This is a genomic window from Methylobacterium hispanicum (genome assembly GCF_022179285.1).
GTDB classification, from domain to species: Bacteria; Pseudomonadota; Alphaproteobacteria; order Rhizobiales; family Beijerinckiaceae; genus Methylobacterium; species Methylobacterium hispanicum.
Map to the genome: position 1 here is coordinate 1 of NZ_BPQO01000047.1, position 23380 is coordinate 23380.

Below are 23380 nucleotides of genomic sequence, written 5' to 3' on the forward strand. Positions count from 1 at the left end.
CCGCCTGACCAATCCGGGCAAGATCCCGCTCGAGCTGATCGAGGTCCAGGTCGGCTCCTATACCGGCGAGGACGACATCATCCGCGTCGAGGACATCTACGGACGCTGACGGCCGCGGCACCCGGGCAGGCGCGGGCATCCGCGCCCCGCGGGGGCATCCGCGCCCCGCGCGGGGCGGCGCCGCCCGCCGCGCGGACCGGCGCGGCATGAATACTGCCTCTCGCATGAAGGCGGCGCGGAACCGCTTTCATCCGCTTCGAATCCTATACTCGCGCCCGGTTCGAGCCGGCTGAACTGGTTGTCCGTCGCACCAGCTTGCAGGAAACCCCGGCTATCCGACACAGGGACCGCGCGGCCGGATCCGGCCGGCGCGGCGAGACGAGAGGGACCGAGAGGATGCCGAAGGGATCCGACCTGCTGGTGCGAGCGCTTGAGAACGAGGGCGTCGATCGCGTCTTCGGCATCCCGGGCGAGGAGAACCTCGACATCGTCGAGTCGCTCCGCACCTCGAAGATCGAGCTGGTCCTCACGCGCCACGAGCAGGCCGCGGCCTTCATGGCGGCCACCTACGGGCGGCTCACCGGCAAGCCGGGCGTGTGCCTCGCCACCCTCGGCCCGGGCGCGCTCAACTTCTCCACGGGCGCGGCCTACGCGCATCTCGGCGCCATGCCGATGATCATCATCACCGGCCAGAAGGGCATCCTGTCCTCGCGCCAGGCCCGCTTCCAGATCGTCGACGTGATCGCCTCGATGAAGCCGATCACCAAGATGGCCCGCCAGATCGTCTCCGCCTCCTCGATCCCCACCATCGTGCGCGACGCCTTCCGGGTCGCCATGGAGGAGCGCCCCGGCCCGGTGCTGCTGGAACTGCCCGAGGACATCGCCGCCGAGGAGGCCGAGTCCTACACGGTGCCCTCGCACCCGATCGACATTCCCGTAGCCCACCCGAAGGCGATCGAGCGCGCCGCCGAGATGATCCTGGCGGCCAAGCGCCCGCTGGTGATGCTGGGCGCGGCCGCCTCCCGCCCGCGCTCCACGAGCGACCTCGGCGGCTTCGTGCAGCGCACCGGCATCCCCTTCTTCACCACGCAGATGGGCAAGGGCACGGTCGCGCACGGCACGCGCCTCTACATGGGCACCGCCGCGCTCTCCGAGCGCGACTACGTGCACGAGGCCATCGACGCCGCCGACCTCATCATCGCCATCGGCCACGACACGGTCGAGAAGCCGCCCTTCTTCATGGGCCAGCCCGACCAGAAGGTGCTGCACATCAGCTACACCCCGGCCAACGTCGAGCAGGTCTACTACCCCGACGCCGAGGTGGTGGGCGATCTCGGCCCCACGCTGAAGCTGCTGGCCGACCGGCTCGAGGACCGGCTCCCGAACGCGGGCGCGCTCCTGCCGCTGCGCGAGCACATCCTCTCCCGCATCGCGGACCGGGCCGACGAGGACCGCTTCCCCGTCACCCCGCAGCGGCTGGTGCGCGACGTGCGAAAGGTCATCCCCGAGGACGGAATCGTCTGCCTCGACAACGGGATGTACAAGATCTGGTTCGCCCGTAACTACCGCACCTACGTGGCCAACACGCTGCTGCTCGATAACGCGCTCGCCACCATGGGCGCGGGCCTGCCCTCGGCCATGATGGCGGCGCTGCTCTACCCGAAGCGCCGCGTGATGGCGGTCTGCGGCGACGGCGGCTTCATGATGAACAGCCAGGAGATGGAGACCGCGGTGCGCCTCGGCCTCAACCTCGTGGTGCTGATCCTGGACGACTCGGCCTACGGCATGATCCGCTGGAAGCAGGCGGTCGACGAGTTCCCGGACTACGGCATGACCTTCAAGAACCCCGACTTCGTGAAGTACGCCGAGTCCTACGGCGCCACCGGCCACCGGGTCGGCGCGGTCGAGGATCTGGGGCCGACGCTGGAGCGGGCCTTCCAGGCCGGCGGCGTCCACCTCGTGGCGGTGCCGATCGACTACTCGGAGAACACGCGCGTCCTCGTGAAGGAGCTGCGCGAGAAGGTGAAGCCGTCGCAGCCCGACGCGAACGCCTGAGGCCCTCTCCCTCCGCGCGGCGCCGCCCGCGCGGAGGCCCGACGTCGAACCCGAGAACGGATAGCGCCGCCATGAAGCCCTTCACCTTCCAGACCACGCCGAACGTGCTGTTCGAGCCCGGCGCCTCGAAGAAGCTTCCGGAGATCGTGGCCGGGCTGAAGGCCAAGCGCGTCCTGCTCGTCACCGACAAGGGCGTGCGCGACGTCGGCCTCACCGCCCCGGCCGAGAAGGCCCTGGCCGAGGCCGGCGTCGAGATCGACGTGTTCGACGACGTGAAGGCCGACCCGCCGGCCAGCGTCATCGAGAGCGCGGTCGCGAAGGCCCGCGAGGCCGGCACCGACCTCGTGCTCTCGATCGGCGGCGGCTCGGCCCTCGATACGGCCAAGCTCGTGGCCTACCTCGCCAGGTCCGACGAGCGGCTCGACGACATCTACGGCGTCGGCTTGGCGCTCGGCGAGCGCCTGCCGCTGATCCTCGTGCCCACCACCGCCGGCACCGGCTCGGAGGTGACGCCGATCTCGATCGTCACCACGCCGACCACCGAGAAGAAGGGCGTGGTCTCCCACAAGCTCCTGCCCGACTGGGCCGTGCTCGACCCCGAGCTGACGCTTGGCCTGCCCGCCCACGTCACCGCCGCGACCGGCATCGACGCGATGGTGCACGCCATCGAGGCCTTCACCAGCAAGAACAAGAAGAACCCGATCTCGGACCAGCTCGCCAAGCAGGCGCTGGCGCTCCTGTCGGCCAACATCCGCACCGCCTGCTCCGAGCCGAAGAACCTCGCGGCGCGCTCAGGGATGCTGCTCGGCTCGATGCTCGCCGGCATGGCCTTCGCCAACGCGCCGGTCGCGGCGGTGCACGCGCTGGCCTACCCGATCGGGGCGATCTTCCACGTGCCGCACGGGCTCTCGAACGCCCTGGTGCTGATGGGCGTGATGCGGTTCAACCTCGGCCACGCGCAGGGGCTCTACGCCGAGCTCGCGGCCGTCCTCGACCCGGAGGCGGCGAACCTGCCCGAGGACCAGGCCGCGGCCCGCTTCGTGGACGGCCTCGCGGCGATCTGCCGGGACTGCAAGGTGCCGGCCTCGCTGGCCGAAGTCGGCGTGACGTCCGACGATCTGGAGCGGCTGGCCACCGACGCGATGAAGCAGACCCGGCTCCTCGTGAACAACCCCCGCGAGGTCACCCATCAGGACGCCTACGCGATCTACGCCGAGGCGCTCGACGGCACGGCGCAGCGGGCCGCCTGAGGCGGTCGGGTCCCGCCGGGCCCGGACGCCCGGCGGCGCGAGGGTACGGGACAGGGAGGCGGCGTCGATGGATCCCTTCGAGAGCGTGAAGGCGATGGCGGAGCTGTGGGGTCGGGGCGCCCGCTCCTTCGCCGAGGCCCAGGCCAACATGATGGGCGCCCTCGCGGCCGGCCCCGCCCCGGCGGCGGACGCGGACGCGGCGCAGAAGGCGCAGGCCGCCTACGCCCGCGCCTGGGCCGACGCGCAGGCGGTCGCCACGAGCTTCACCGGCTCGCTGGCGGCCAAGGACGGGCACGACCCGGTCGCCGCCGAGGTGCTGGCCAAGGTGTTCGACCCGCGCGGCTGGCTCTCGGCCACGAGCGAGGTGGACGCGGCGCTGAGCCGGATGGCCGAGGGGCCGCAATTCGCCGACCTGTTCCAGGTCGAGCGCAAGTTCGCCGCGCTCACCGCGGCCTGGACGGCGCTGCGGCGGCGCAACCTCGAGCACAACACCCTGATGCTGGAGGCCTGGACGCGGGCGACCGGCGCCTTCTCGCAGGCGGTGAACGCCAGGGCCGAGGCCGGCAAGCCGCTCGAATCCGCCCGCGACCTGATGGCGCTCTGGATCGAGACCGCCAACGACGTCCTGATCGAGACGCAGCGCTCGGACGCCTTCCTGGCGAGCCAGCGGGACTCGCTGACGGCGGCGACCGAGCTGCGCCTCGCCCAAGGCGATCTCGCCGAGTTCTACAGCCGGATGTTCGGCTACCCGACGCGCTCGGAACTCGACGACCTGCACAAGACCGTCACCGAACTGCGCCGGGAGCTGCGCGCGCTGAAGCGCCCGCGGCGTGCCGGCCGGAAGGAGGCCTCAGCGTGAGCAGCAACCGCCCCACCATCACGCCCGCCGACGCCGTGGCGGAGGCCTCCGCGCTCGGGCGCCGCATCGCCGAGGGCGCCCGGCTCTTCGGCGAGATCCGCGACGCCGACGTGCAGATCGCCACCACGCCGAAGGACCTCGTCTGGACCCAGGACAAGGTCTCGCTCTACCGCTACCGGCCGCTCGCCGAGTCCAAGGGCCTGCCCCCGGTGCTGATCGTCTACGGGCTGATCGGCCGCTACACGATGGCGGACCTGCAGGAGGACCGCTCGCTGGTGCGCAACCTCCTGAATCTCGGGCTCGACCTCTGGGTGGTCGACTGGGGCAATCCGGGCCGGGCCGAGCGCTTCGTCACCATCGACGACTACGTGGACGGCTACCTCGCCGAGTGCGTGAACGTGATCCAGGAGCGCACGGAGCGCGAGAAGGTCAACCTGCTCGGCATCTGCGAGGGCGGCGTGTTCACCACCTGCTACGCCGCGCTCAACCCCGATCAGGTCAACGCGATGGTGCTCACCATCACGCCGATCGACTTCCACGCCGACCAAGTCGACAACCGCCCGGGCCACGGCTTCATCAACATCTGGGCGCGCTCGCTGCGGCCCGAGGACATCGACCGGCTGATCGAGACGCAGGGCTCGCTGCCCGGCGCCCTGATGGGCTCGGTCTTCTCGATGATGACGCCGATGCGGACCCTGACGAAGTACAACCTCGACCTGCTCGACGCGCTCGCCGACAAGAAGAAGTTCCTGAACTTCCTGCGCATGGAGAAGTGGATCGCCGACCGGCCGGACCATCCGGGCGAGGCGGCCAAGCAGTGGCTGAAGGACCTCTACCAGGAGAACAAGCTGGTCGAGAGCCGCTTCGAGCTGTCGGGCCGCCCCGTGAAGCTCAGCCAGATCACCTGCCCGGTGCTCAACGTCTTCGCCAAGGACGATCACATCATCCCGCCGGCTACCTCCCGGGCGCTCCAGGGCAAGATCGGCACCGAGGACTACACGGAACTGGGCCTGCCCGGCGGCCATGTCGGCGTCTTCGTCGGCGGCAAGGCGCAGGCGCTCCTGGGTTCCGGCATCGCCGACTGGCTGAGCGCGCGGGGCTGACGGGGCAGGGGGGGCAACGCGATGGGCAGCCTGAAGAACAAGATCGTCAGCGCCGACGAGGCGGCGGCGATCATCCACGACGGCGACATGGTGGCGGTGTCGGGCTTCGTCGGCATCGGCACGCCGGACGAGCTGATCCTGGCGCTCGCCCGCCGCTTCGAGGCGACCGGCGCCCCGCGCGATCTCGGCCTGATGTTCGCCGCCGCCCCCGGCGACGGCAAGGAGCGGGGGCTCAACCGGCTGGCCCTGCCGGGCCTCGTGCGGCGCGTCGTCGGTGGGCACTGGTCGCTGGTGCCGAAGCTCGGCGCCATGGCGGTCGAGGGCGAGATCGAGGCCTACAACCTGCCGCTCGGCGTGGTCTCGCACCTCTACCGCGAGATCGCCGCGCACACGCCCGGCCACATCACCAAGGTCGGGCTCAACACCTTCGTGGACCCGCGCCTTGAGGGCGGCCGGCTCAACGCGAAGACGACCGAGGACCTCGTCAGCGTGGTCGAGCTCGGCGGCGAGCCCTGGCTGCACTACCGGGCCTTCCCGATCCACGTCGCGCTGATCCGCGGCACGACCGCGGACCCGGCCGGCAACATCACCATGGAGCGCGAGGCGCTGACGCTCGACAACCTCGCGGCCGCGATGGCGGCCAAGAATTCCGGCGGCTTCGTGATCGCGCAGGTGGAGCGGCTGGCCGAGACCGGCTCCCTCAACCCGCGCGAGGTGCAGATCCCGGGCGTGCTGGTCGATTGCGTGGTGCTGAGCCAGCCCGAGAACCACCGCCAGACCTACGGCACCGCCTACAACCACGCCTTCACGGGCCGCCAGCGGGTGCCGCTCGACCGGATCGCGCCGATCGGACTCGACGAGCGCAAGGTCATCGCCCGGCGCTGCGCCTTCGAGCTGCCGCCGGGCGGCGTGGTCAACCTCGGCATCGGCATGCCGGAGGGCGTCGCCGCGGTCGCCGCCGAGGAGCGGGTGCTGAAGTACCTGACGCTGACCGCCGAGCCCGGCGTGATCGGCGGCCTGCCGCAGGGCGGGCTCGATTTCGGCGCGGCGCTGAATCCGGCCGCCGTGCTGCACCAGAACCAGCAGTTCGACTTCTACGACGGCGGCGGGCTCGACCTCGCCTGCCTGGGCCTCGCCCAGTGCGACAGCCAAGGCAACGTCAACGTCAGCCGCTTCGGCAAGCGCCTCGCGGGAGCGGGCGGCTTCATCAACATCTCGCAGAACGCCAAGAGCCTCGTCTTCGCCGGCACCTTCACGGCGGGCGGGCTGGAGGTCGCGATCGAGGACGGGGCCCTGCGCATCCTGCAGGAGGGGCGCTCGCGCAAGTTCATCGCGGCAGTGGAGCAGGTGACGTTCTCGGGCGCCTTCGCGGCCGAGCGCGGGCAGCCGGTGCTCTACGTCACGGAGCGCTGCGTCTTTCGGCGCACGCGCGCCGGCATGGAACTCGTCGAGGTGGCGCCCGGGATCGACATCGAGCGGGACATCCTCGCCCAGATGGGCTTCTCGCCGATCGTCCAGAACCCGCGCTCGATGGACCCGCGCCTGTTCCGGGAGGCGGTGATGGGGCTGGAGCCCTGGCTGCTCGGCCTCTCTCTTGCAGAGCGGATCAGCTACGATCCGGAGCGCAACATCCTGTTCTCGAACCTCGAAGGCTTCCAGGTCCGCACGATCGACGACGTCGAGCTGGTGCGCCGCGAGTTCGAGCGGGCCTGCCAGGAGATCGGCCGCAAGGTCCATCTCGTGGCGAACTACGACGGGTTCGAGTGCGACCCGACGATCAGCGATGCCTACTTCTCCACGATCGCGTATCTGGAGAACCGATACTACGCGACCGCGGCGCGTTACACGACGAGCGCCTTCATGCGACTGAAGCTCGGCGCCTCGCTGGCAAGTCGCGATCTGGCGCCCCACGTGTTCGAGACAAAAGCAGAGGCACAGGCGAGGAACACAGCCCAAAGCGTGTCCATCAAGGCGCGGCCCGCCAAGCCGCAGCCGCCCAAGGAACAACAGAATGCCTGAGACCGAGACCCTGTCCCTGAAGGACCCGAGCCTGCTCGTCGATGCCTGCCTGATCGGCGGTGAATGGTCGAAGAGCGGCTCCGGGTCGATCGAGGTGACGAACCCCGCCACCGGCGCCCTGCTGGCCCGGGTGCCGAATGCCGGCGTCGAGGAGACGCGCCGGGCGATTCAAGCGGCGCACGCGGCCTATCCGGCCTGGCGCGCCAAGACCGCCGCCGAGCGCGCCACGCTGCTGAAGACGCTCGCGGCGCTGATCACCGAGAACCAGGAGGATCTGGCCCGCATCCTCACCGCCGAGCAGGGCAAGTCGCTCGCCGAGGCGCGGGCCGAGGTCACCATGTCGGCGGGCTACGTCACGTGGTTCGCGGAAGAAGCGCGGCGCGTCTACGGCGAGGTCATCCCCTCGCCCTGGCAGAACCGGCGCATCCTCGTCACCAAGGAGCCGGTCGGCGTGGTGGGGGCGATCACGCCCTGGAACTTCCCCTCGTCGATGATCGCCCGCAAGCTGGCACCCGCGCTCGCCGCCGGCTGCCCCATCGTGATCAAGCCCGCCACCCAGACCCCGCTCTCGGGGCTGGTCTGGGGCCTGCTCTGCGAGCGGGCCGGCATCCCGGCGGGCCTCGTCTCGATCCTCACCGGCTCGGCCCGGGCGATCGGCGGCGAACTCACCGGCAACCCGCTGGTGAAGAAGATCACCTTCACGGGCTCGACGGAGGTCGGCAAGATCCTGATGAGCCAGGCCGCCGGCACGGTGAAGAAGGTCTCGATGGAGCTTGGCGGCAACGCGCCCTTCATCGTCTTCGACGACGCCGACCTCGACCGGGCGGTCGAGGGCGCGATGCTGGCCAAGTATCGCAACTCGGGCCAGACCTGCGTCTGCACCAACCGGGTTCTGGTGCAGGACGGCGTCTACGACGCCTTCGCGGAGAAGATGGCGGCGGCGGCCAAGGCGCTGAAGGTCGGCAACGGCGCGGAGGAGGGCGTGGTGCAGGGCCCGCTCATCGACCACGCCGCGGTCGAGAAGGTCGAGGCGCATATCCGCGACGCCACCGCCAAGGGCGCCCGGGTGATCGCGGGGGGCCGCCGCCACGCGCTCGGCGGCTCGTTCTTCGAGCCGACCGTGCTGATCGACGTGGTGCCGGGCATGGACGTGGCCAAGGAGGAGACCTTCGGTCCGCTGGCGCCGCTCTTCCGCTTCCGCGACGAGGCGGAGGCGATCGCGATGGCCAACGACACGGAGTTCGGGCTGGCCTGCTACTTCTACACGCGCGACCTCGGCCGCGTGTTCCGGGTCTCGGAGGCGCTGGAATACGGCATGGTCGGCGTCAACGAGGGCATCATCACCACCGAGGTGGCGCCCTTCGGCGGCGTGAAGGAGTCCGGTGTCGGCCGCGAGGGCGGCCACCAGGGCATCGAGGACTACCTGAACACCAAGTACGTCTGCGTCGGCGGCCTCGGCGCCTGAAACCCGTCGTGCGGCCCGCCCGGAGGGGCGGGCCGCGGGCGACCTACGCCGCAGCCGACCTACGCCGCGGGCGGGCGCCGGACCGGCGAGGCGCGCAGCAGCGCCGCCGGATCGAGCGCCAGCCCGGTGGCGATCTCGCCCAGGGCCGTCGCCTCGACGGGCGCGATGCCGTCGTGGTCGGCGACGTCGGCGGCGATCAGGAACACGCTCTCGCGCTGCTCCGACGGGCGCTCGGCGATCCGTGCGACGTTGCGCAGGTTCTCGGCGCGGCCCGCACGGGTGCGGGCCCGGGCGATGCCGTCGTAGAGTTCCGCCTCCAGCATCAGGCCGTCATAGCCCTTCTCCAGCACCGGGTTCGCCCGCAGGCCGGCGAGCGCGGTCTCGAACTCCGAGCCCGCCACCTCGCCGTCGGCCACCATCACGTTGGCGGCGGCCGAGACCCCGGCCAGCATCAGGTCCCTGTCGCCCGCATAGGCCGTCACGGTGCGGGAGAGGCGATCGAGGAGGTCGGCGAACGGCAGCATGGGTCTCGGATGCTCGGGGGCTTGGAACGGCCGGGCCCGGATAACGCGCCGGAGCCGGAAAAGCCGCAGGCCGGCGCGCGCCGGACACGCATCGGTCCCGCCGGACACATGCCGGAAACGCGCAGGCCCGAGAGTGCACGGGCCGCGTCGCGATCCTCGACACGGCCGACGGGCCGTCCCCGACGCCCCCCTCCGAAGGGGACGGCCCGCCGCCCGGGATCCCGGGCCTCAAGCCTCCCGATCCGCCGCGCCCTCCGTCTCCCGGGCGAGCGCGTCGACGACCGCCGAGAGCGCCGCGCGCCGTCCCAGCCCCGCCGACCGGGCGGCCTCGAAGATGCGGAGCTGGCGGTCGGCGCTCGTCCCCGCGGCCGCGATCCGGCGCGCGTCGGCGCAGATCCCGGCGCAGCCGAGCGCCGCCGCGTCCTCGGCGATCAGCGCCAGCAGGCTCTCCACCGCCTCAGAGACCGGCACGGCGCGCTCCGCGGCCTCGTCGATCAGCTCGGCCCGCACCCCGTCCCGCTCCGCCCGCCAGAGATTCTCGGTGATGAAGCCGCGCGACGCCCCCGTGAGCCGGGCATTGAGGCCGGGATCGCGCTCGACCCGGCGCACGAGGCAGCGGAACAGGGCCGCGATCACGAGCGCGTCCGGCAGGTGCGGGCAGGAATCGGCGATGCGCAGCTCCAGCGTCGGGTATTTCGGCGAGACCCGCAGGATCCACCAGAGGAAGCTCGCATCCGCGATCGCCCCGGTCCGGGTCATGATCCGGACGTAGCGCGCGTAGTCCTCCGCGTCGTCGAACAGGTCCGGCAGCCCCGTGCGCGGCAGCTCGGCGTAGACCCTGAGGCGGTAGCCCATCAGCCCGGTCGGACGGCCCTGCCAGAAGGGCGAGCCGGCCGAGAGCGCGAGGAGCAGCGGCGCGAAGGGTAGCAGCCGGTTGGCGAGGCCCACGCGGGCCTCCGGGTCGGCCACCGCGACGTGGACATGCGTGCCGCAGACCACGCTGCGCCGCCCGACCATGCGCAGGTCGCCCAGGATGCCGTCGTAGCGCTCCGCATCCGTCGCGCGCAGGTGCCGCCACAGGGCGGTCGGGTGCGTGCCGGCCGCGAAGACCAGGACGCCGTGCCGGCGCCCGATCGCCGCGAGCGCCGCCCGCGCGGTCCGCAGCCGCTCGGCCGCCTCCGGGAAGCTCTCCGAGGGCGGCGAGCAGATCTCGATCTGGCTCTCCAGCATCTCGCGCTCGGCGTTCGGGACGCCGGCCTCAACGGCCGCGTGGAAATCGCGCACCCGCGGGCCGGGGCTGCCGCGCGTGCGGGCGTCGGCCAGGAAGAACTCCTCCTCGATGCCGAAGCTGTAGGCGTGGCTCATGCCGTCTCTCCCGGCCCCGTCGGGCCCGCGCGGCAAGTTTCGGGCCGGCCCGTCAGAGCCAGGAAGCGCGTCAACGCCAGAAAGCGCGTCAGCGCCAGAAGGGTTTCACGTCGACGAGGTCGTCGTGGGCCTCCGCCGCCTTCTCGAGGAGCGTGCCGGCCTCCGCCTCCTTGTCGGCGGCGGTCAGGCCCGCCGCGAACGCGACCGCCCCATCGACCGGTCCGGCGGCGCCATCCCCGGGCACGGCGAGGCCGGCCATCACCGTGTGGGCCGTGGCGAGGTCGTTGAGCGCGCCCAGATGGTCCTGCAGGTCGGAGAGCGCGTCGCCGAAGACCTTGTGGCGCTTGCGCGCCTTCTTCGATCCGTAGAGGCCGGCGAAGAACTCCGCCCCGTAGCGCAGCTTCTTGGCGGCGATGCGGACCCGGTGGCGCTCCTCCGGGTCGAGCCGGTCGAGATGGCGGCCGCGCCGCTTCACCCGGCGGCGGAAGCGCTCGAGCACCCGGGCGGCGAAGTCGGGGGCCGGCTCATCCGCGCCCGGCGCCTCGCGCCAGGGCCCGGTCTCGATCCAGGCGACGAGGTCGATGAGGAGCGCGCGCCATTCCGGCGCGTCGAGGGTCGCCGTCACCGCGGCGTAGGCGCGGGCGTGCTCGGCCTCCAGCCGCTCGCGCAGAGCCGCGAGGCCGGGCTCGTCCGGCCGCCGCTCGATCTCGGCCGGCAGGGTGGTGGCGAGGAACACGTCGAGGTTGCGCGCCTCCCCGAAGGGCGCGGTGACGCGCTTGATCTCCTCGTTCAGCGCGGCCGCGCGCGGGTCGCCCTCGAGGATCGGCTTGAACAGCGAGAAGGCCGAGCGCAGGCGACGCAGCGCCACCCGCATCTGGTGCAGGGCCTCGGCGGGCCGGGCCGCGAGGAACACCTCCTCGTTGAGGCGCAGCTGCCGCAGGCAGGCCAGCGCGACCAGCCGGAAGGCGTCGGCCGCGCGCGCCTCCTCGGGGATCGCGACCGGCTCGGCCTTCCTCGGGCGAAGCGAGCGGCCGTCGAGGAGCGCGTAGCCGCGCTCGCTCTTGCTGCGCGCGCCGAGCCGCAGCGGCACCGTCTCGGCGAGGGCCTGGGCGAGGGCGAAGAGGTCGCCGGCCGAGCCCGATTCGAGTTCCAGCTCCAGCTCGCTCAGCGTCGTGTCGCCGCTGGCCGGCGTCTCGACCCGGCCCGCGTCGAGGGTCGCCAGGATGCGGGAGGCGCCGTACTCGATCGGGTGCTCGGCGCGCATCACCACGGTGCTGAACAGGGGCACGAGGGCGGGTTTCCTGGCCGCCTCCAGCACGGCGCGGACCGGCGTGTCGGCGAAGGCCTCCCGGTCCGGCGTCTCGCCCGCGACCGCGACCTCCCACTCGGCCCGGTCGAACAGGCCGACGCCGCCCTCGCCGGCCTTCACGGTCTGCACGAAGCGCTCGCCCTTGCGCCGGACGCGGAGCGTCAGCCCCGCCGCGCGCAGGTCCTGGTCGGCGGTGTCGAAATAGGTGGAGACGATGAGCTGGGGCTCGGGCGTGCCCTGCAGCAGCGGGTGCCGCGCCAGCGCCGACAGGTCCGGCCCGACGCATTCCAGTTTCAGCTCGACCTCGCGCGGCGCGCTCATGCAGTGTCTTTCCGTCTCCTCGGGGCCGCCGCGGGGCGGCCGTCTCCGTCGATTCGCGCCCCGCGCGCGTCGTCGCGTCATAGCACGCCCGGCCAGGCCGGACGCGGCGCACGCCCGGCGAAGCCGGACGCGGGGCGGGTCCGGCTCGCCAACGCACGAGGCGGCGATCGGATCGGCCGGGCGGCCGAAGAAGTCGCGCGGCCGGCCGGCCCGGGCGCGGCGGCGCGTCGCGCGCCGGAACCAGACCCCGCCCGTCCGGACTGTCTGCACGGCTTTCCCTCACCCCGACGGATGCGAGACGGAGCGGACGCGATGCGATTCACCCCCCGGCTGACCGGACCCCTTGCCGGCGCCCTGGTGGCGGGCGGCCTGACCGCCGCCCTGGCGCTGGCCGTGCCGGCCGCGGCCGAGCAATCGAAGCCGCTGCCCAAGCCCGCGACCGACGTGATGCCGCCGGTCGAGATCACCATCAGCGAGCAGGACGGCAAGCCGGTCTGCGCGCCGGCCGAGCTGCGCCTGCCGGCCGACACCAACGTGGAGATCCGCGTGGTCAGCTCCGCCGGGACGCCGGTGACGATCACCGCGCCCGGCCAGTTCGAGAACGCCCGGGTGCTGCACGCCGACGGCGACCTCGTCCACGTGGCGAGCGAGAAGGGCTACCTCGTCAAGCAGAACGGGAAGGGGACGCTCCGCCTGCGCACCATGCCGGCGGGCGAGCACGACTACGCCTGCACCGGAACCACGAAGCAGAACGCGCCCTTCGTCGGCAAGCTGATCCTCACGCCGCCGGCCTGAGGGCCTTCCGGCGCCCGCGCTTTCGGTCCATCCTCTCCGGCGCCCCGATGCCGGAGAGGATTCGTGTACGAGCCGCCGCACTTTCGCGAGGACGACCCGGCGGCTTTGGCCGCCCTGGTCCGCGCCCACCCGCTCGGCCTGCTCGTCAGCGCCGGCCCCGGCGGCCTCCTGGCGAACCCGATCCCGTTCCTGCTCGACGCGGCGCCCGCCGGGACGCAGGCGCACGGGACGCTGCGCGCGCATCTCGCCCGGCCCAACCCGCAATGGCGGGACCTCGCCGCGGTTGAGGAATGCCTCTGCGTGTTCCAGGGTCCGCAGGCCTACGTCACGCCCTCCTGGTACGCCACCAAGCGCGAGACCGGCCGGGTGGTGCCGACCTGGAACTACGCGACCGTCCAGGTCTGGGGCCGCCCCCGCGTCGTCGAGGACGCGGGCTGGCTGCGCCGCCAGATCGAGGACCTGACCGCGGCCCGCGAGGCCGCCCGGCCGGAGCCATGGGCGGTCTCGGACGCGCCGGAGGCCTTCACCGAGGCGCAGATCCGCGGGATCGTCGGGGTCGAGGTCGCGATCACGCGCATCGCCGGCAAGTGGAAGATGAGCCAGAACCGCTCGGAGGCCGACCGCGCGGGCGTCGTCGCCGGCCTGACGGGGGAGGGCGGCCCGGCCGACCCGGTCGCCGCGCTGGTGGCGAGGGCCGGCGCCGGAACGCCCCGCTGAGCCGGACCCGCGACGCCCTCGGCCGACGCGGACACCGGTTTGGCCCAGGAGGGTGCGTCGAGACGACAGGCTGGAGCCGGGCCGGCACCCGCGAGCGCGTCGGCCCGGCGCCGCGGGCGGGGATGCGCCGGCCGGCTCGGACGGACCGGAGCGTCTCGGAGGCCCGCGACGCCGGGTTCAATTGCATTGCGGCGAAATTTATGCCCGCTCGGGCCGAACCTTTCCGAGTTCAAGTCGGTTGGCGAGTCGGCCAACACAGAAGATCCGACCTGGATAAGGAGACATCAATGCGCTCGACTGCTCTCGCCCTCGCGGCCACCCTCGCCCTGACCGGTGCGGCCTTCGCGCAGGCGGCCCCGGCGCCCGCCACCACGGTCGGCACCCCGGCCGACAGCGCGGAGAAGAACCTGAACAATCCGGGCAGCGTGAAGAGCAACGCCGAGAAGGGCATGCCGGGCCGCGACGTGCCGGGCGCGACCGGCACGGTCGCCCCGGGGGCGCCGGCGGGCACCGGAACCGCGATGCCGCCGGCCGGCACGGCCCCCGCGGCCCGCTGAGCCCAGCACACCGCGTCGCCCCGGGGAATCGTCCGTTCCCCGGGGCGATGGCGTTCGAACGGCGGCACGGTCTTTCCCTCCCGCCTCTGCCGGCAGGGCGATCGCGTGGCGCGCCCTCCATCGTGGAGCGAGGCTGCTTGGGCACCGTGCCCGCTCTCCCGTCCCGACCGGGGCACCCGTGCCCGATCCTCCTCGGGGCTCGCCCGAGATAGGCCGGCGCGCCGCCCGGCGGCGGTCGCCCGCCGCCGGCCTGCGACCCCGCGCCCGCCCTCCCTACGGCCTGCCCGTGCCCGGACCGCTTGGCCCCTCCGGCATTCGGGTCTAGATCTGCGCCCATGGAGACACCCGGCGCGCCCCGCGAGTCCGCCCCCGCCTTGCAGGTGCGCGCGCTCGCCGGCCTGAAGGAGATCGGCGCCGAGGCCTGGGACGCCTGCGCCACCTCTGCCGAGACGCTCCGGGGCGGCGACGAGACCCACAACCCCTTCGTCTCCCACGCCTTCCTGTCGGCGCTGGAGGATTCCGGTTGCGTCTCCCGCAAGACCGGCTGGCTGCCGCTGCACATCAGCCTGGAGCGGGACGGGGACCTTCTCGGCGTCGCGCCCTGCTATCTGAAGAGCCACAGCCAGGGCGAGTACGTGTTCGACCACGGCTGGGCCGACGCCTACGAGCGGGCGGGCGGCGCCTATTATCCGAAGCTCCAGGCGAGCGTGCCCTTCTCCCCCGTCACCGGGCCGCGCTTCCTGATCGCGCCCGGTGCCGACCCGGACGTGGCCACGGCCGGGCTGATCGCGGGCCTGCGGGCCCTGCGGGACCAGGCGGGGGCCTCCTCGATCCACGTCACCTTCATGCAGGAGGCCGAGTGGGAGCGGGCCGGGGCGGCGGGCTTCCTCAAGCGCACCGACCAGCAGTTCCACTGGCTGAACGCGGGCTACGCGAGCTTCGACGGCTTCCTGGAGGCGCTGGCCTCGCGCAAGCGCAAGAGCATCCGGCGCGAGCGGCGCGACGCGCTGAGCCAGGGCATCACGGTGGAGCGCCTCACGGGCTCCGAGATCACCGAGGCGCACTGGGACGCGTTCTTCGCCTTCTACACGGACACCGGGGCCCGCAAATGGGGCCGGCCCTATCTCAACCGCCGCTTCTTCTCGCTGCTCTCCGAGCGGATGGCCGAGCGGGTGCTGCTGATCATGGCCCGGCGCGGCGGCCGCTACATCGCGGGGGCGATCAACCTCGTCGGCGACGTCGCGCTCTACGGGCGCAACTGGGGCTGCATCGAGGACCACCCCTTCCTGCATTTCGAGGTCTGCTACTACCAGGCGATCGACTTCGCGATCGCGCGCGGGCTGAAGCGGGTCGAGGCCGGCGCGCAGGGCGAGCACAAGCTCGCCCGCGGCTACCGCCCCGTCCTGATGCGCTCGGCCCACGACATTGCCGACCCAGGGTTGCGTAAAGCCGTGGCCGACTACTTGCGAAGGGAGCGCGCCCACGTGAATGCTCTCGTGGGGGAATTCGACAGCCTGACCCCGTTCAAGCGCGAGACCTGAGCCGCAGATGAGCCCGATCGATCGCATCAAGACCTACGCCGACGCGTTGACCGCGCTGCGGCGCGACCTCCACGCCCATCCCGAACTCGGCTTCGAGGAGGTGCGGACCTCCGGGATCGTGGCGGACCTGCTGGAGGGCTACGGGATCGAGGTGCACCGGGGCATCGGCGGCACCGGCGTGGTCGGCGTGCTGAAAGGCCGGAGCGGCGGCGGCCGGCGCATCGGGCTTCGCGCCGACATGGACGCCCTGCCGATCGAGGAGGAGACCAATCTCCCCTACCGCTCGACCTACCCCGGCAAGATGCACGCCTGCGGCCACGACGGCCACACCACCATGCTGGTGGGCGCGGCGCGCTACCTCGCCGAGACCCGCGACTTCGACGGGACCGCGGTCTTCGTGTTCCAGCCGGCGGAAGAGGGACGGGGCGGGGCCCGCGCCATGCTGGCCGACGGCCTGTTCGAGAAATTCCCCTGCGACGAGATCTACGGCCTGCACAACCAGCCGAGCGGCCCGCACGGCGCCATCGGCCTGCGCCCCGGCCCGATCATGGCGGCAGCCGACTTCTTCGACATCCGCGTGCAGGGCCGCGGCATCCACGCGGCGCAGCCCCACAAGGGCATCGACCCGATCGTGATCATCACGGGCCTCGCCCAGGCGATGCAGTCGATCGTCTCGCGCAACGCCGACCCGCTGAAGTCGATCGTCGTCTCGATCACCCGGCTCAACGCCGGCTCGGCCTACAACGTCGTGCCCGAGAGCGCCGACATGGCCGGCACCATCCGGACCTTCGACCGGGAACTCAGGGCGCTGGCCTCCCGCCGCATCCGGGAGTTGGCGGCGGGCTTCGCGGCGGCCTACGGGGCCGAGATCACGGTCGAGATCCAGGACGTGTTCTCGGTTCTGGAGAACGCCCCCGCGCAGACGCAGGCCGCGGCCGAGATCGCCGCCGAGCTGTTCGGCGAGGCCCAGGTCAACACCAGCGCCCCGCCCCGCATGGGCAGCGAGGACTTCGCCGACATGGCGCTCAAGGTGCCGGCCGCCTACGCCTGGCTCGGCTCGAACCCGGGCCCGGGCCTGCACAACGCGAGCTACGACTTCGACGACACGATCATCCCGATCGGCAGCGCCTACCTCGCCCGTCTGGTCGAGCGCCGCGCGACGGCCTAGGGAACGGGGCGCCCCGCTCGGGGGCGCCTCTTCCGGACCGCCCATGACGACGATCCACGCCTTCTCGCCGCGCGCCGCGGACGGCAGCCCGCACCCGCTCGCGCAGTATCGCGGGCGGCCCGTGCTCATCGTGAACACCGCCTCGAAATGCGGCTTCACCGGGCAGTATGCCGGGCTCGAGGCGCTCTGGCGGCGCCACCGGGACCAGGGGCTCGCGGTGCTGGCCTTCCCGTGCAACCAGTTCGGCGCGCAGGAGCCGGGCGACGCGGCCGAGATCGCGCAGTTCTGCACGCTCGGCTACGACGTGACCTTCCCGGTGCTGGCCAAGGTCCAGGTGAACGGGCCGGAGGCAGACCCGCTCTTCGTCCACCTCAAGCGCGAGCGGCCGGGCCTGCTCGGCACGGGCGCGATCAAGTGGAACTTCACCAAGTTCCTCTGCGACGGCGAGGGCCGGGTGATCGATCGCTACGCGCCGCAGACCAAGCCCGAGGCGCTGGAGGGGGCGATCGCCGCGGCGCTCGGCTGAGAAGCACCGCCCTTCTCAGCCATACCCTCCGGATTCACCACCGTCGCCGGCCGCTCGCCGCGCAGGATCGCGAGCATCGCCTCGGCCGCGCCCAGCCCCATCGTGCGCAGGCTGGTGGCGGTGGTGCCGGCGACGTGCGGGGTGAGGAGCAGGTTCGGGCAGCCGCGCAGCCGGTGGTCCTCCGGCAGGGGCTGCTCGGCGAAGACGTCGAGCGCCGCGCCGCCGATCCGGCCCGCCTCCAGCGCGTCGGCCAGCGCCTCGGCCTCCACGATGGGGCCGCGGGCGACGTTGATCAGCACCGCCCCGGGCCGCATCCGGCCGATCAGCGCGGCGCCCACGAGCCCCCGGGTCTCGGGGGTCAGCGGACAGGCGATCACCACCGCGTCGCTCTCCGCGAAGAGCCGCTCGACCGGCACCGACTCGACGAGGCCGTCGAGGTTGCGCGGCGTGCGCGCGGCGCCGAGCACCCGCATGCCGAAGCCGTGCCGGCCGATCCCCGCCACCGCCCGGCCGATCTCGCCCAGCCCCAGCACGCCGAGCGTGGTGCCGCCGATCTCCGGCAGGTCGCTCGCCAGCGTCTTGGCGGCGAGCCAGCCGTCCCGGCGCAGCGTCCGGTCGAGGTGGGCGAGGCGGCGGCGCAGGTCGAGCAGGGCCGCGAAGGCGTACTCGGCCACCGCCCGCGTGTTGCTGCCGGGCAGGTTCGCCACGGGTAGTCCGCGGGCGGTCGCCGTCGCCAGCGGCACGAAATCGAGCCCGACGCCGTGCCGGACGATGCCCCGCAGGCCGGGCGCGTGGTCGAGGATGTCGTCGGGCAGCTGCGCCCGCACGATCATGCCGGAGGCCCCCTGAGCGAGGCGCCGCAGGGTGTCGGCGCCCGTGTCCGGCGCGGTCACGACACGGGCATGCGGCTCCAGACGGGCCACCGCCTCCGGATGGATCGGGTTCGTCAGCAGGACGAGCGGCTTGGCGTCGGCGTCGGCGTCGGTCACCGGCAATCTCCGGGCGGGGCTTCGGCCGCGGTATGCCGGGATCGCGCCGCGCCGTCATACGCCGGGCTACGGCGGAGCGCGGCATTTCATCCGCCGCGCTTGATCCAGGTTAGCCGCGCGCAATCTCGGCGCTATGCCCCGATCCGACAATTCTCCTGATCTTCTCGTCGCGCTGCATTTCCTCGGCGGCTCCGCCCGGACCTGGGAGCCGGTCGCCCGCCGGCTCGCCGGCACGGTGGGCTGCCTCGCCCTCGACCTCCCGGGCTTCGGCGCGGCGGCGGGGACGACGGGCTACGACGTCGCCGCCATGGCCGACCACGTCGCCGCCGCGATCCGGGCGGCGCGCCCGCGCCGCTTCGCGCTGGCCGGGCACAGCATGGGCGCCAAGGTGGCGCTGGCCCTGGCGCGCCGCTCCGAGGACGGCGACCCGGATCTCGCGGGCCTGAGCCATCTCGTCCTCGTGGCGGGCTCCCCGCCGAGCCCCGAGCCGATCGCGGAGGAGCGTCGCCGGGCGATGCTCGCCTGGATCGGGGCCGACGCGGAGACGCGGGCGCGCGAGGCCCGCGCGTTCATCCGCCAGAATGTCGGCGCGCCGCTGGCGCCCGGGGACGAGGACGCGGCGACCGCCGACGTGCTGCGGGCCGCGCCGGACGCGTGGCGCGCCTGGCTCGAATCGGGCGCGAACGAGGATTGGGCCGCCCGCATCGGCGTCCTGCGCACGCCGGCGCTGATCCTGGCGGGCGGTGACGATGCCGATCTCGGCCCCGCCGGACAGGCCGCCCTCACGGCGCCCCACCTCGCCCACGCCCGCACGCGGGTCCTCGACGGCGCCGGCCACCTGCTGCCGCTGGAACGGCCGGACGCCGTGGCGGCGGAGATCGCTGCCCACCTCGCCGCGGCAGCGCCCGCAGACCCCGCGCCGGCGCGGATCCCCGCGGATTACGCCGCGCTGATCGCCTCCGAGCGGGTCAACCCGCGCCTGCGGGCGGCCCTCGTCGAGCGCGCCGAGCCGGACGATCCGGCCTACGCCCCCGCCGCGCTCGACCCGGTCGCGCTGGCGCTGCTGCGCGCCGTGGTGGCCCGGGTGCTGCCCGAGGCCGGCTTCGACATCGCCGCCCGGCTCGACGCGCGTCTGGCGAGCGGTGCGGGCGACGGCTGGCGCTTCTCCCGCCTGCCGCCGGACGCCCACGCCTACCGCGCCGGCCTGCGCAGCCTCGACGCCGCCGCGCGGGCGGAGGGCGCGCCGTTCCTCGCCCGCGACGGAGCGGGCCGGGACGCGCTGCTGCGGGCGGCCCAGGAGGGCCGACTGGCGGTGCCCGAGACGGCGGACCCGCGCCTCGACGCGGAGCAGATGGTGCTGTGGTTCGAGGATCTGCGCGCCGACGCGGTGCGCACCTACCTCGCGCACCCGGCGACGCTCGCCCGCCTCGGATTCTCGGGGATCGGCGCCGGCGGCACCGGCACGCCCGACCCGGACGGGCTCGCCCGCAATCTTCCGGGCTTCGTCCGGACCGGGCGGAACGATCCCGAACCTTGGGAACCCGAACCTTGGGAACCTGAACCTTGGGAACCGGGACAGAGCGCTCCCGCGGAGGCGGTCCGATGAACCTCGACGGCATGCGGCACCACGCACTGAACGAGGCCGTCGATGCGGTGGTGATCGGCACCGGGGCGGGCGGCGCGCCGGTTCTCGCGCGGCTCGCAGCCGCCGGCCTGAGGGTGGTCGCGCTGGAGGCAGGCCCGAACTTCGCGCCCGCCGCCTTCGCCTTCGACGAGACCTTGGCCGACGAGATCTACTGGACCGGGGAGCGCCTCAGCGGCGGCACCACGCCGGAAGCCTTCGGGGCCAACAACAGCGGCACCGGCGTCGGCGGCTCGACCCTGCACTGGGGCGCCTTCGTGCCCCGGCCCGACAGGCGCGACCTCGCGCTCCACACCGAGACCGGCGAGGGCTGCGACTGGCCGGTCGGCCTCGACGAACTCGTCCCCTTCTACGAGCGGGTCGAGCGCTTCATCGGCGTCTCGGGGGCCGATCCCTATCCGTGGGATCCGGGCCGGCGCTACCCGCTGCCGCCGGTGCCGCGCAACGGCCCGGCGGAGATCATGGCGCTCGCCTGCGGGCAGCGCGGCCTGCGCGCCACGGACGCGCCGGCCGCGGTCGTCTCGCGTCCCTTCGCGCAGGAGGGCGGCCCCGAGCGCGAGGCCTGCATCAATTGCGGCTACTGCCACCAGGGCTGCCGCAACGGCGCCAAGGCCAGCATGGACGTGACCTACCTTCCCCTCGCGCTCCGCCACGGCGCCGAGATCCGGCCGGGCAGCGTCGCGCACGGGCTGGAGCGCGACGCCTCGGGCCGGGTCACGGCGGTGGTCTACCGGCGGGACGGGGTCGATCACCGCCAGCTCTGCGGGGCGGTCTTCCTCTGCGCGGGCGCCGTCGAGACGCCGCGCCTGCTGCTCAATCTGGGTCTCGCCAACGCGAGCGGCCAGGTCGGGCGCAACTACATGGGCCATGTCGCGACCCAGGTCTGGGGCAGCTTCCCCGACCCGATCCGGATGAACCGGGGCTACCCGTCCTCGCTGATCAGCGAGGACATGGTCCGGCCGCGGGACGCCGACTTCGCGGGCGGCTACCTCGTGCAGAGCCTCGGGGTGCAGCCCCTGACGCTCGCCAACGCGGTCGCCCGCACCCGCGGCCTCTGGGGACCGGCGCTCCACGCCTGCCTGGACGGCTACAACCATCTGGCGGGCATCGGCATCAACGGCGAGACGCTGCCCTGCGACGAGAACCGGCTGACGCTCTCCGACGAGACCGACGCGCTGGGCTTGCGCAAGGCGCAGATCAGCTTCGGCTACAGCGAGAACGAGCGCCGCCTGAACGCCCACGCCACCGCCCTGATGCGCGACCTCTGGGAGGCGGCGGGCGCGCGCGACATCTGGGTGCTGGAGCGCGTCGCCCACACCCTCGGCACCTGCCGGATGGGCCGGAGCGGCGACGCGGCCGTGGTCGATCCCTACGGCCGCAGCTTCGACATCCCGAACCTCTGGATCAGCGACGGCTCGACCTTCCCGAGCTCGCTCGCGGCGAATCCGGCGCTCACCATCATGGCGCTGGCGCTGCGGAGCGCGGAAGCGTTCCTGGAGCGGGCGCGGGACGGCTGATCCGGCAGCACGGTCGGGATGGCATCCTGGGCGGCCCTCCATCGGACCACAGACACCCCAAGACAAGACGCGGGTCCCCTCTCCCGTGCGGGAGAGGTCTGCTTTCGCAGAAAGCCGGGTGAGGGACCCGGAGCCATCAGGATCGAACGCTGCGGTTCCGCGGCAGCAGCTCGCCTTGTCTGGAGAGTTCTCATCCCTCACCCCAACCCTCTCCCGCACGGGAGAGGGAGCGCGGCGCGGTTCCGGCCCGCGCAACCGGAAGCGATGTCAGGGCACGAAACCCTCGAACACCATCTGGTCGGCGTGGGCCTCGGCCCGGGCGCGCTGGTCGGGCGTCCGCACCGTCCAGGCCATCACCGGCAGGCGGCCGAGGAGGCGCCCGAGATAGGTGGCGGCACAGGGCAGGTCGTCGACGCGCCAGGACAGGAAGTCGGGCCGCGTCTCCTCCAGGTGCAGGAGGTTCGCGAGCGCCCGCCGCTCGCTCTCGGGCAGGGCGGCGTAGGCGGGGTCGTCCTGGCTCGACTCGGCCACGATGCCGCGCGGGATCCGCTCCGGCACGAGCGCGCGCAACGCCGCCACCACGCGCGGGTCGAAGGACTTGAGCGCGAGCGGCCCGTCGTAGCCGGAGGCGACCTCGGCGACGCGCCGCGTCAGCGCGAGATCGCCGTCGAAGCGCGACTTGATCTCGACGACGAGCGGCACGGCGCCCCCGATGGCGGCGAGGAAGGCGGGCAGGGGGGTGATGGTCTCGTCCGTCCCCGCGACCGCGAGGCGCGCCAGCTCCGCGGCCGTCAGGCTCGCCACCGGCTCGCTCCGCTCCGTCAGCCGCCCGAGGGCGAAGTCGTGGAACACCACGGCCTCGCCGTCGGCGGTCAGCTGCACGTCGCACTCGATCGCGAAGCCCCGCGCGACGGCCGCGCGGGCCGCCGCCAGCGTGTTCTCGGGGATGCCCGCGGCCCGGTCGTGCAGGCCCCGGTGGGCGATCGGCCGCGCGGTGAGCCAGCGGGGCGCTCCGGTCCCGGGAGGGGCCCGCATCAGCGCACCGCGAACATCGCCTCGACCTCGACCGCCGCGTCGAGGGGCAGTTCCGCGACGCCGACCGTCGAGCGGGCGTGGCGGCCGCGGTCGCCGAGCAGCTCCACCATCAGGTCGGAGGCGCCGTTCATGATCGGCGCCAGCCCCGCGAAGGTCGGCACGGCGTTGATGAAGCCGCCGAGCCGCACGCACTGATCGACCCCGTGGTCGAGGTCGCCCACCGCCGCCTCGAGCTGGGCCAGCACGTTGAGCGCGCAGAGCCGGGCCGCCGCGATGCCCGCCTCGTTCGAGACCGTGTCGCCGAGCTTGCCCGTGTGCTCGGGCGCGAGCTTGCCGTCCGGGCCGAAGCAGATCTGGCCGGAGATCACCACGAGGTTGCCGGTGCGCACGAAGGGCACGTAGTTCGCCACGGGGGCTGCCGCCTTCGGCAGGGCGAGGCCGAGATCCTTCAGCCGTTCCTTGATCGAGCTCATGCTGATTCCCTCCGTGACCAACCGTTCGGCGGGGTCTGAGCACAGGCCCGGCGCGGCGCGCAAGGGGGCCGAGGAACGCGGGTCGAGGCGGTGTTCCGGACGATCCCAAAAATCGTCCGGCATGGCTGGCAGGACCGTCAAATCATTGAC

General features: G+C 73.0%; 21 protein-coding genes. 15 read left to right on the forward strand and 6 right to left on the reverse strand.

Going from position 1 to position 23380, the window contains the following annotated elements; translation table 11 throughout:
• The 7 genes from MFF56_RS30205 to MFF56_RS30235 all read left to right on the forward strand — a co-directional run.
• The coding region (locus MFF56_RS30205) for a cupin domain-containing protein (protein ID WP_146221845.1) at positions 1–109 on the forward strand (109 nt) is incomplete at its 5' end.
• A 287-nt stretch (positions 110–396) separates the two neighbouring features.
• A complete protein-coding gene (locus tag MFF56_RS30210) occupies positions 397–2055 on the forward strand; it encodes an acetolactate synthase large subunit (RefSeq protein WP_066927722.1) in 1659 nt (552 codons plus the stop codon).
• Between the two features lie 71 nt (positions 2056–2126).
• Positions 2127–3305, forward strand: a complete 1179-nt coding sequence (locus tag MFF56_RS30215; protein ID WP_066927724.1) for an iron-containing alcohol dehydrogenase — start codon at positions 2127–2129, stop codon at positions 3303–3305.
• 67 nt (positions 3306–3372) lie between these two features.
• Positions 3373–4164 carry a poly(R)-hydroxyalkanoic acid synthase subunit PhaE gene (locus MFF56_RS30220; protein WP_066927727.1) on the forward strand — a complete coding sequence of 264 codons (792 nt, stop codon included), beginning with the start codon at positions 3373–3375 and terminating at the stop codon, positions 4162–4164.
• A complete protein-coding gene (gene phaC / locus MFF56_RS30225) occupies positions 4161–5267 on the forward strand; it encodes a class III poly(R)-hydroxyalkanoic acid synthase subunit PhaC (protein WP_082773381.1) in 1107 nt (368 codons plus the stop codon). Before MFF56_RS30220 ends, phaC begins: the two co-directional genes overlap by 4 nt.
• A gap of 21 nt (positions 5268–5288) precedes the next feature.
• A complete protein-coding gene (locus MFF56_RS30230) occupies positions 5289–7286 on the forward strand; it encodes an acyl CoA:acetate/3-ketoacid CoA transferase (RefSeq protein ID WP_066927729.1) in 1998 nt (665 codons plus the stop codon).
• Positions 7279–8751, forward strand: a complete 1473-nt coding sequence (locus MFF56_RS30235) for an NAD-dependent succinate-semialdehyde dehydrogenase (RefSeq protein WP_066927731.1) — start codon at positions 7279–7281, stop codon at positions 8749–8751. Before MFF56_RS30230 ends, MFF56_RS30235 begins: the two co-directional genes overlap by 8 nt.
• 59 nt (positions 8752–8810) lie before the next feature.
• On the opposite strand, the gene MFF56_RS30240 is transcribed toward MFF56_RS30235, so the two are convergent.
• From MFF56_RS30240 to MFF56_RS30250, 3 genes are all read right to left on the reverse strand, one after another.
• A complete protein-coding gene (locus tag MFF56_RS30240; RefSeq protein ID WP_066927733.1) occupies positions 8811–9275 on the reverse strand; it encodes a tellurite resistance TerB family protein in 465 nt (154 codons plus the stop codon).
• Between the two features lie 228 nt (positions 9276–9503).
• Positions 9504–10640, reverse strand: a complete 1137-nt coding sequence (locus MFF56_RS30245; protein WP_066927735.1) for a carboxylate-amine ligase — start codon at positions 10638–10640, stop codon at positions 9504–9506.
• Positions 10641–10728: 88 nt separating this feature from the next.
• Positions 10729–12270 (reverse strand): CYTH and CHAD domain-containing protein, encoded by a 1542-nt coding sequence (locus MFF56_RS30250; RefSeq protein ID WP_066927737.1) that lies wholly within the window; start codon positions 12268–12270, stop codon positions 10729–10731.
• 312 nt (positions 12271–12582) lie between these two features.
• Between MFF56_RS30250 and MFF56_RS30255 the strand changes: the two genes are divergently transcribed.
• The 6 genes from MFF56_RS30255 (at position 12583) to MFF56_RS30280 (ending at position 17574) form a co-directional block, all read left to right on the forward strand.
• Positions 12583–13065 carry a cupredoxin domain-containing protein gene (locus tag MFF56_RS30255; RefSeq protein ID WP_238232061.1) on the forward strand — a complete coding sequence of 161 codons (483 nt, stop codon included), beginning with the start codon at positions 12583–12585 and terminating at the stop codon, positions 13063–13065.
• Positions 13066–13128: 63 nt separating this feature from the next.
• Positions 13129–13782, forward strand: coding sequence for an FMN-binding negative transcriptional regulator (locus MFF56_RS30260; RefSeq protein WP_066927739.1), 654 nt, complete (start codon positions 13129–13131; stop codon positions 13780–13782).
• A gap of 287 nt (positions 13783–14069) precedes the next feature.
• Complete coding sequence (locus tag MFF56_RS30265) at positions 14070–14339, forward strand: hypothetical protein (protein WP_156454056.1); 270 nt, start codon at positions 14070–14072, stop codon at positions 14337–14339.
• A 335-nt stretch (positions 14340–14674) separates the two neighbouring features.
• The gene (locus MFF56_RS30270) at positions 14675–15880 is read left to right on the forward strand and encodes a GNAT family N-acetyltransferase (protein ID WP_066927741.1); all 1206 of its coding nucleotides are present in this window, start codon (positions 14675–14677) and stop codon (positions 15878–15880) included.
• A 7-nt stretch (positions 15881–15887) separates the two neighbouring features.
• Positions 15888–17048 carry a M20 aminoacylase family protein gene (locus MFF56_RS30275; protein ID WP_066927743.1) on the forward strand — a complete coding sequence of 387 codons (1161 nt, stop codon included), beginning with the start codon at positions 15888–15890 and terminating at the stop codon, positions 17046–17048.
• A gap of 43 nt (positions 17049–17091) precedes the next feature.
• A complete protein-coding gene (locus tag MFF56_RS30280; RefSeq protein ID WP_066927745.1) occupies positions 17092–17574 on the forward strand; it encodes a glutathione peroxidase in 483 nt (160 codons plus the stop codon).
• Here the strand turns inward: MFF56_RS30280 and MFF56_RS30285 are convergent.
• Positions 17514–18563: an NAD(P)-dependent oxidoreductase gene (locus MFF56_RS30285; RefSeq protein ID WP_082773382.1), complete on the reverse strand. Its 1050-nt coding sequence runs from the start codon at positions 18561–18563 to the stop codon at positions 17514–17516. The genes MFF56_RS30280 and MFF56_RS30285 overlap by 61 nt on opposite strands.
• A gap of 133 nt (positions 18564–18696) precedes the next feature.
• On the opposite strand from MFF56_RS30285, the gene MFF56_RS30290 reads away from it, so the two are divergent.
• Both MFF56_RS30290 and MFF56_RS30295 read left to right on the forward strand, forming a co-directional pair.
• The gene (locus MFF56_RS30290; protein WP_238232064.1) at positions 18697–20169 is read left to right on the forward strand and encodes an alpha/beta hydrolase; all 1473 of its coding nucleotides are present in this window, start codon (positions 18697–18699) and stop codon (positions 20167–20169) included.
• Complete coding sequence (locus MFF56_RS30295; protein WP_066922413.1) at positions 20166–21722, forward strand: GMC family oxidoreductase; 1557 nt, start codon at positions 20166–20168, stop codon at positions 21720–21722. Before MFF56_RS30290 ends, MFF56_RS30295 begins: the two co-directional genes overlap by 4 nt.
• A 267-nt stretch (positions 21723–21989) precedes the next feature.
• Here MFF56_RS30295 and MFF56_RS30300 read toward each other — a convergent pair whose 3' ends face one another.
• Both MFF56_RS30300 and MFF56_RS30305 read right to left on the reverse strand, forming a co-directional pair.
• Complete coding sequence (locus MFF56_RS30300) at positions 21990–22757, reverse strand: glycerophosphodiester phosphodiesterase family protein (RefSeq protein WP_066923747.1); 768 nt, start codon at positions 22755–22757, stop codon at positions 21990–21992.
• Entirely contained in the window at positions 22757–23230 is a 474-nt protein-coding gene (locus tag MFF56_RS30305; RefSeq protein WP_066923749.1) for a RidA family protein, read from the reverse strand. Before MFF56_RS30305 ends, MFF56_RS30300 begins: the two co-directional genes overlap by 1 nt.
• Positions 23231–23380 lie beyond the last annotated feature (150 nt).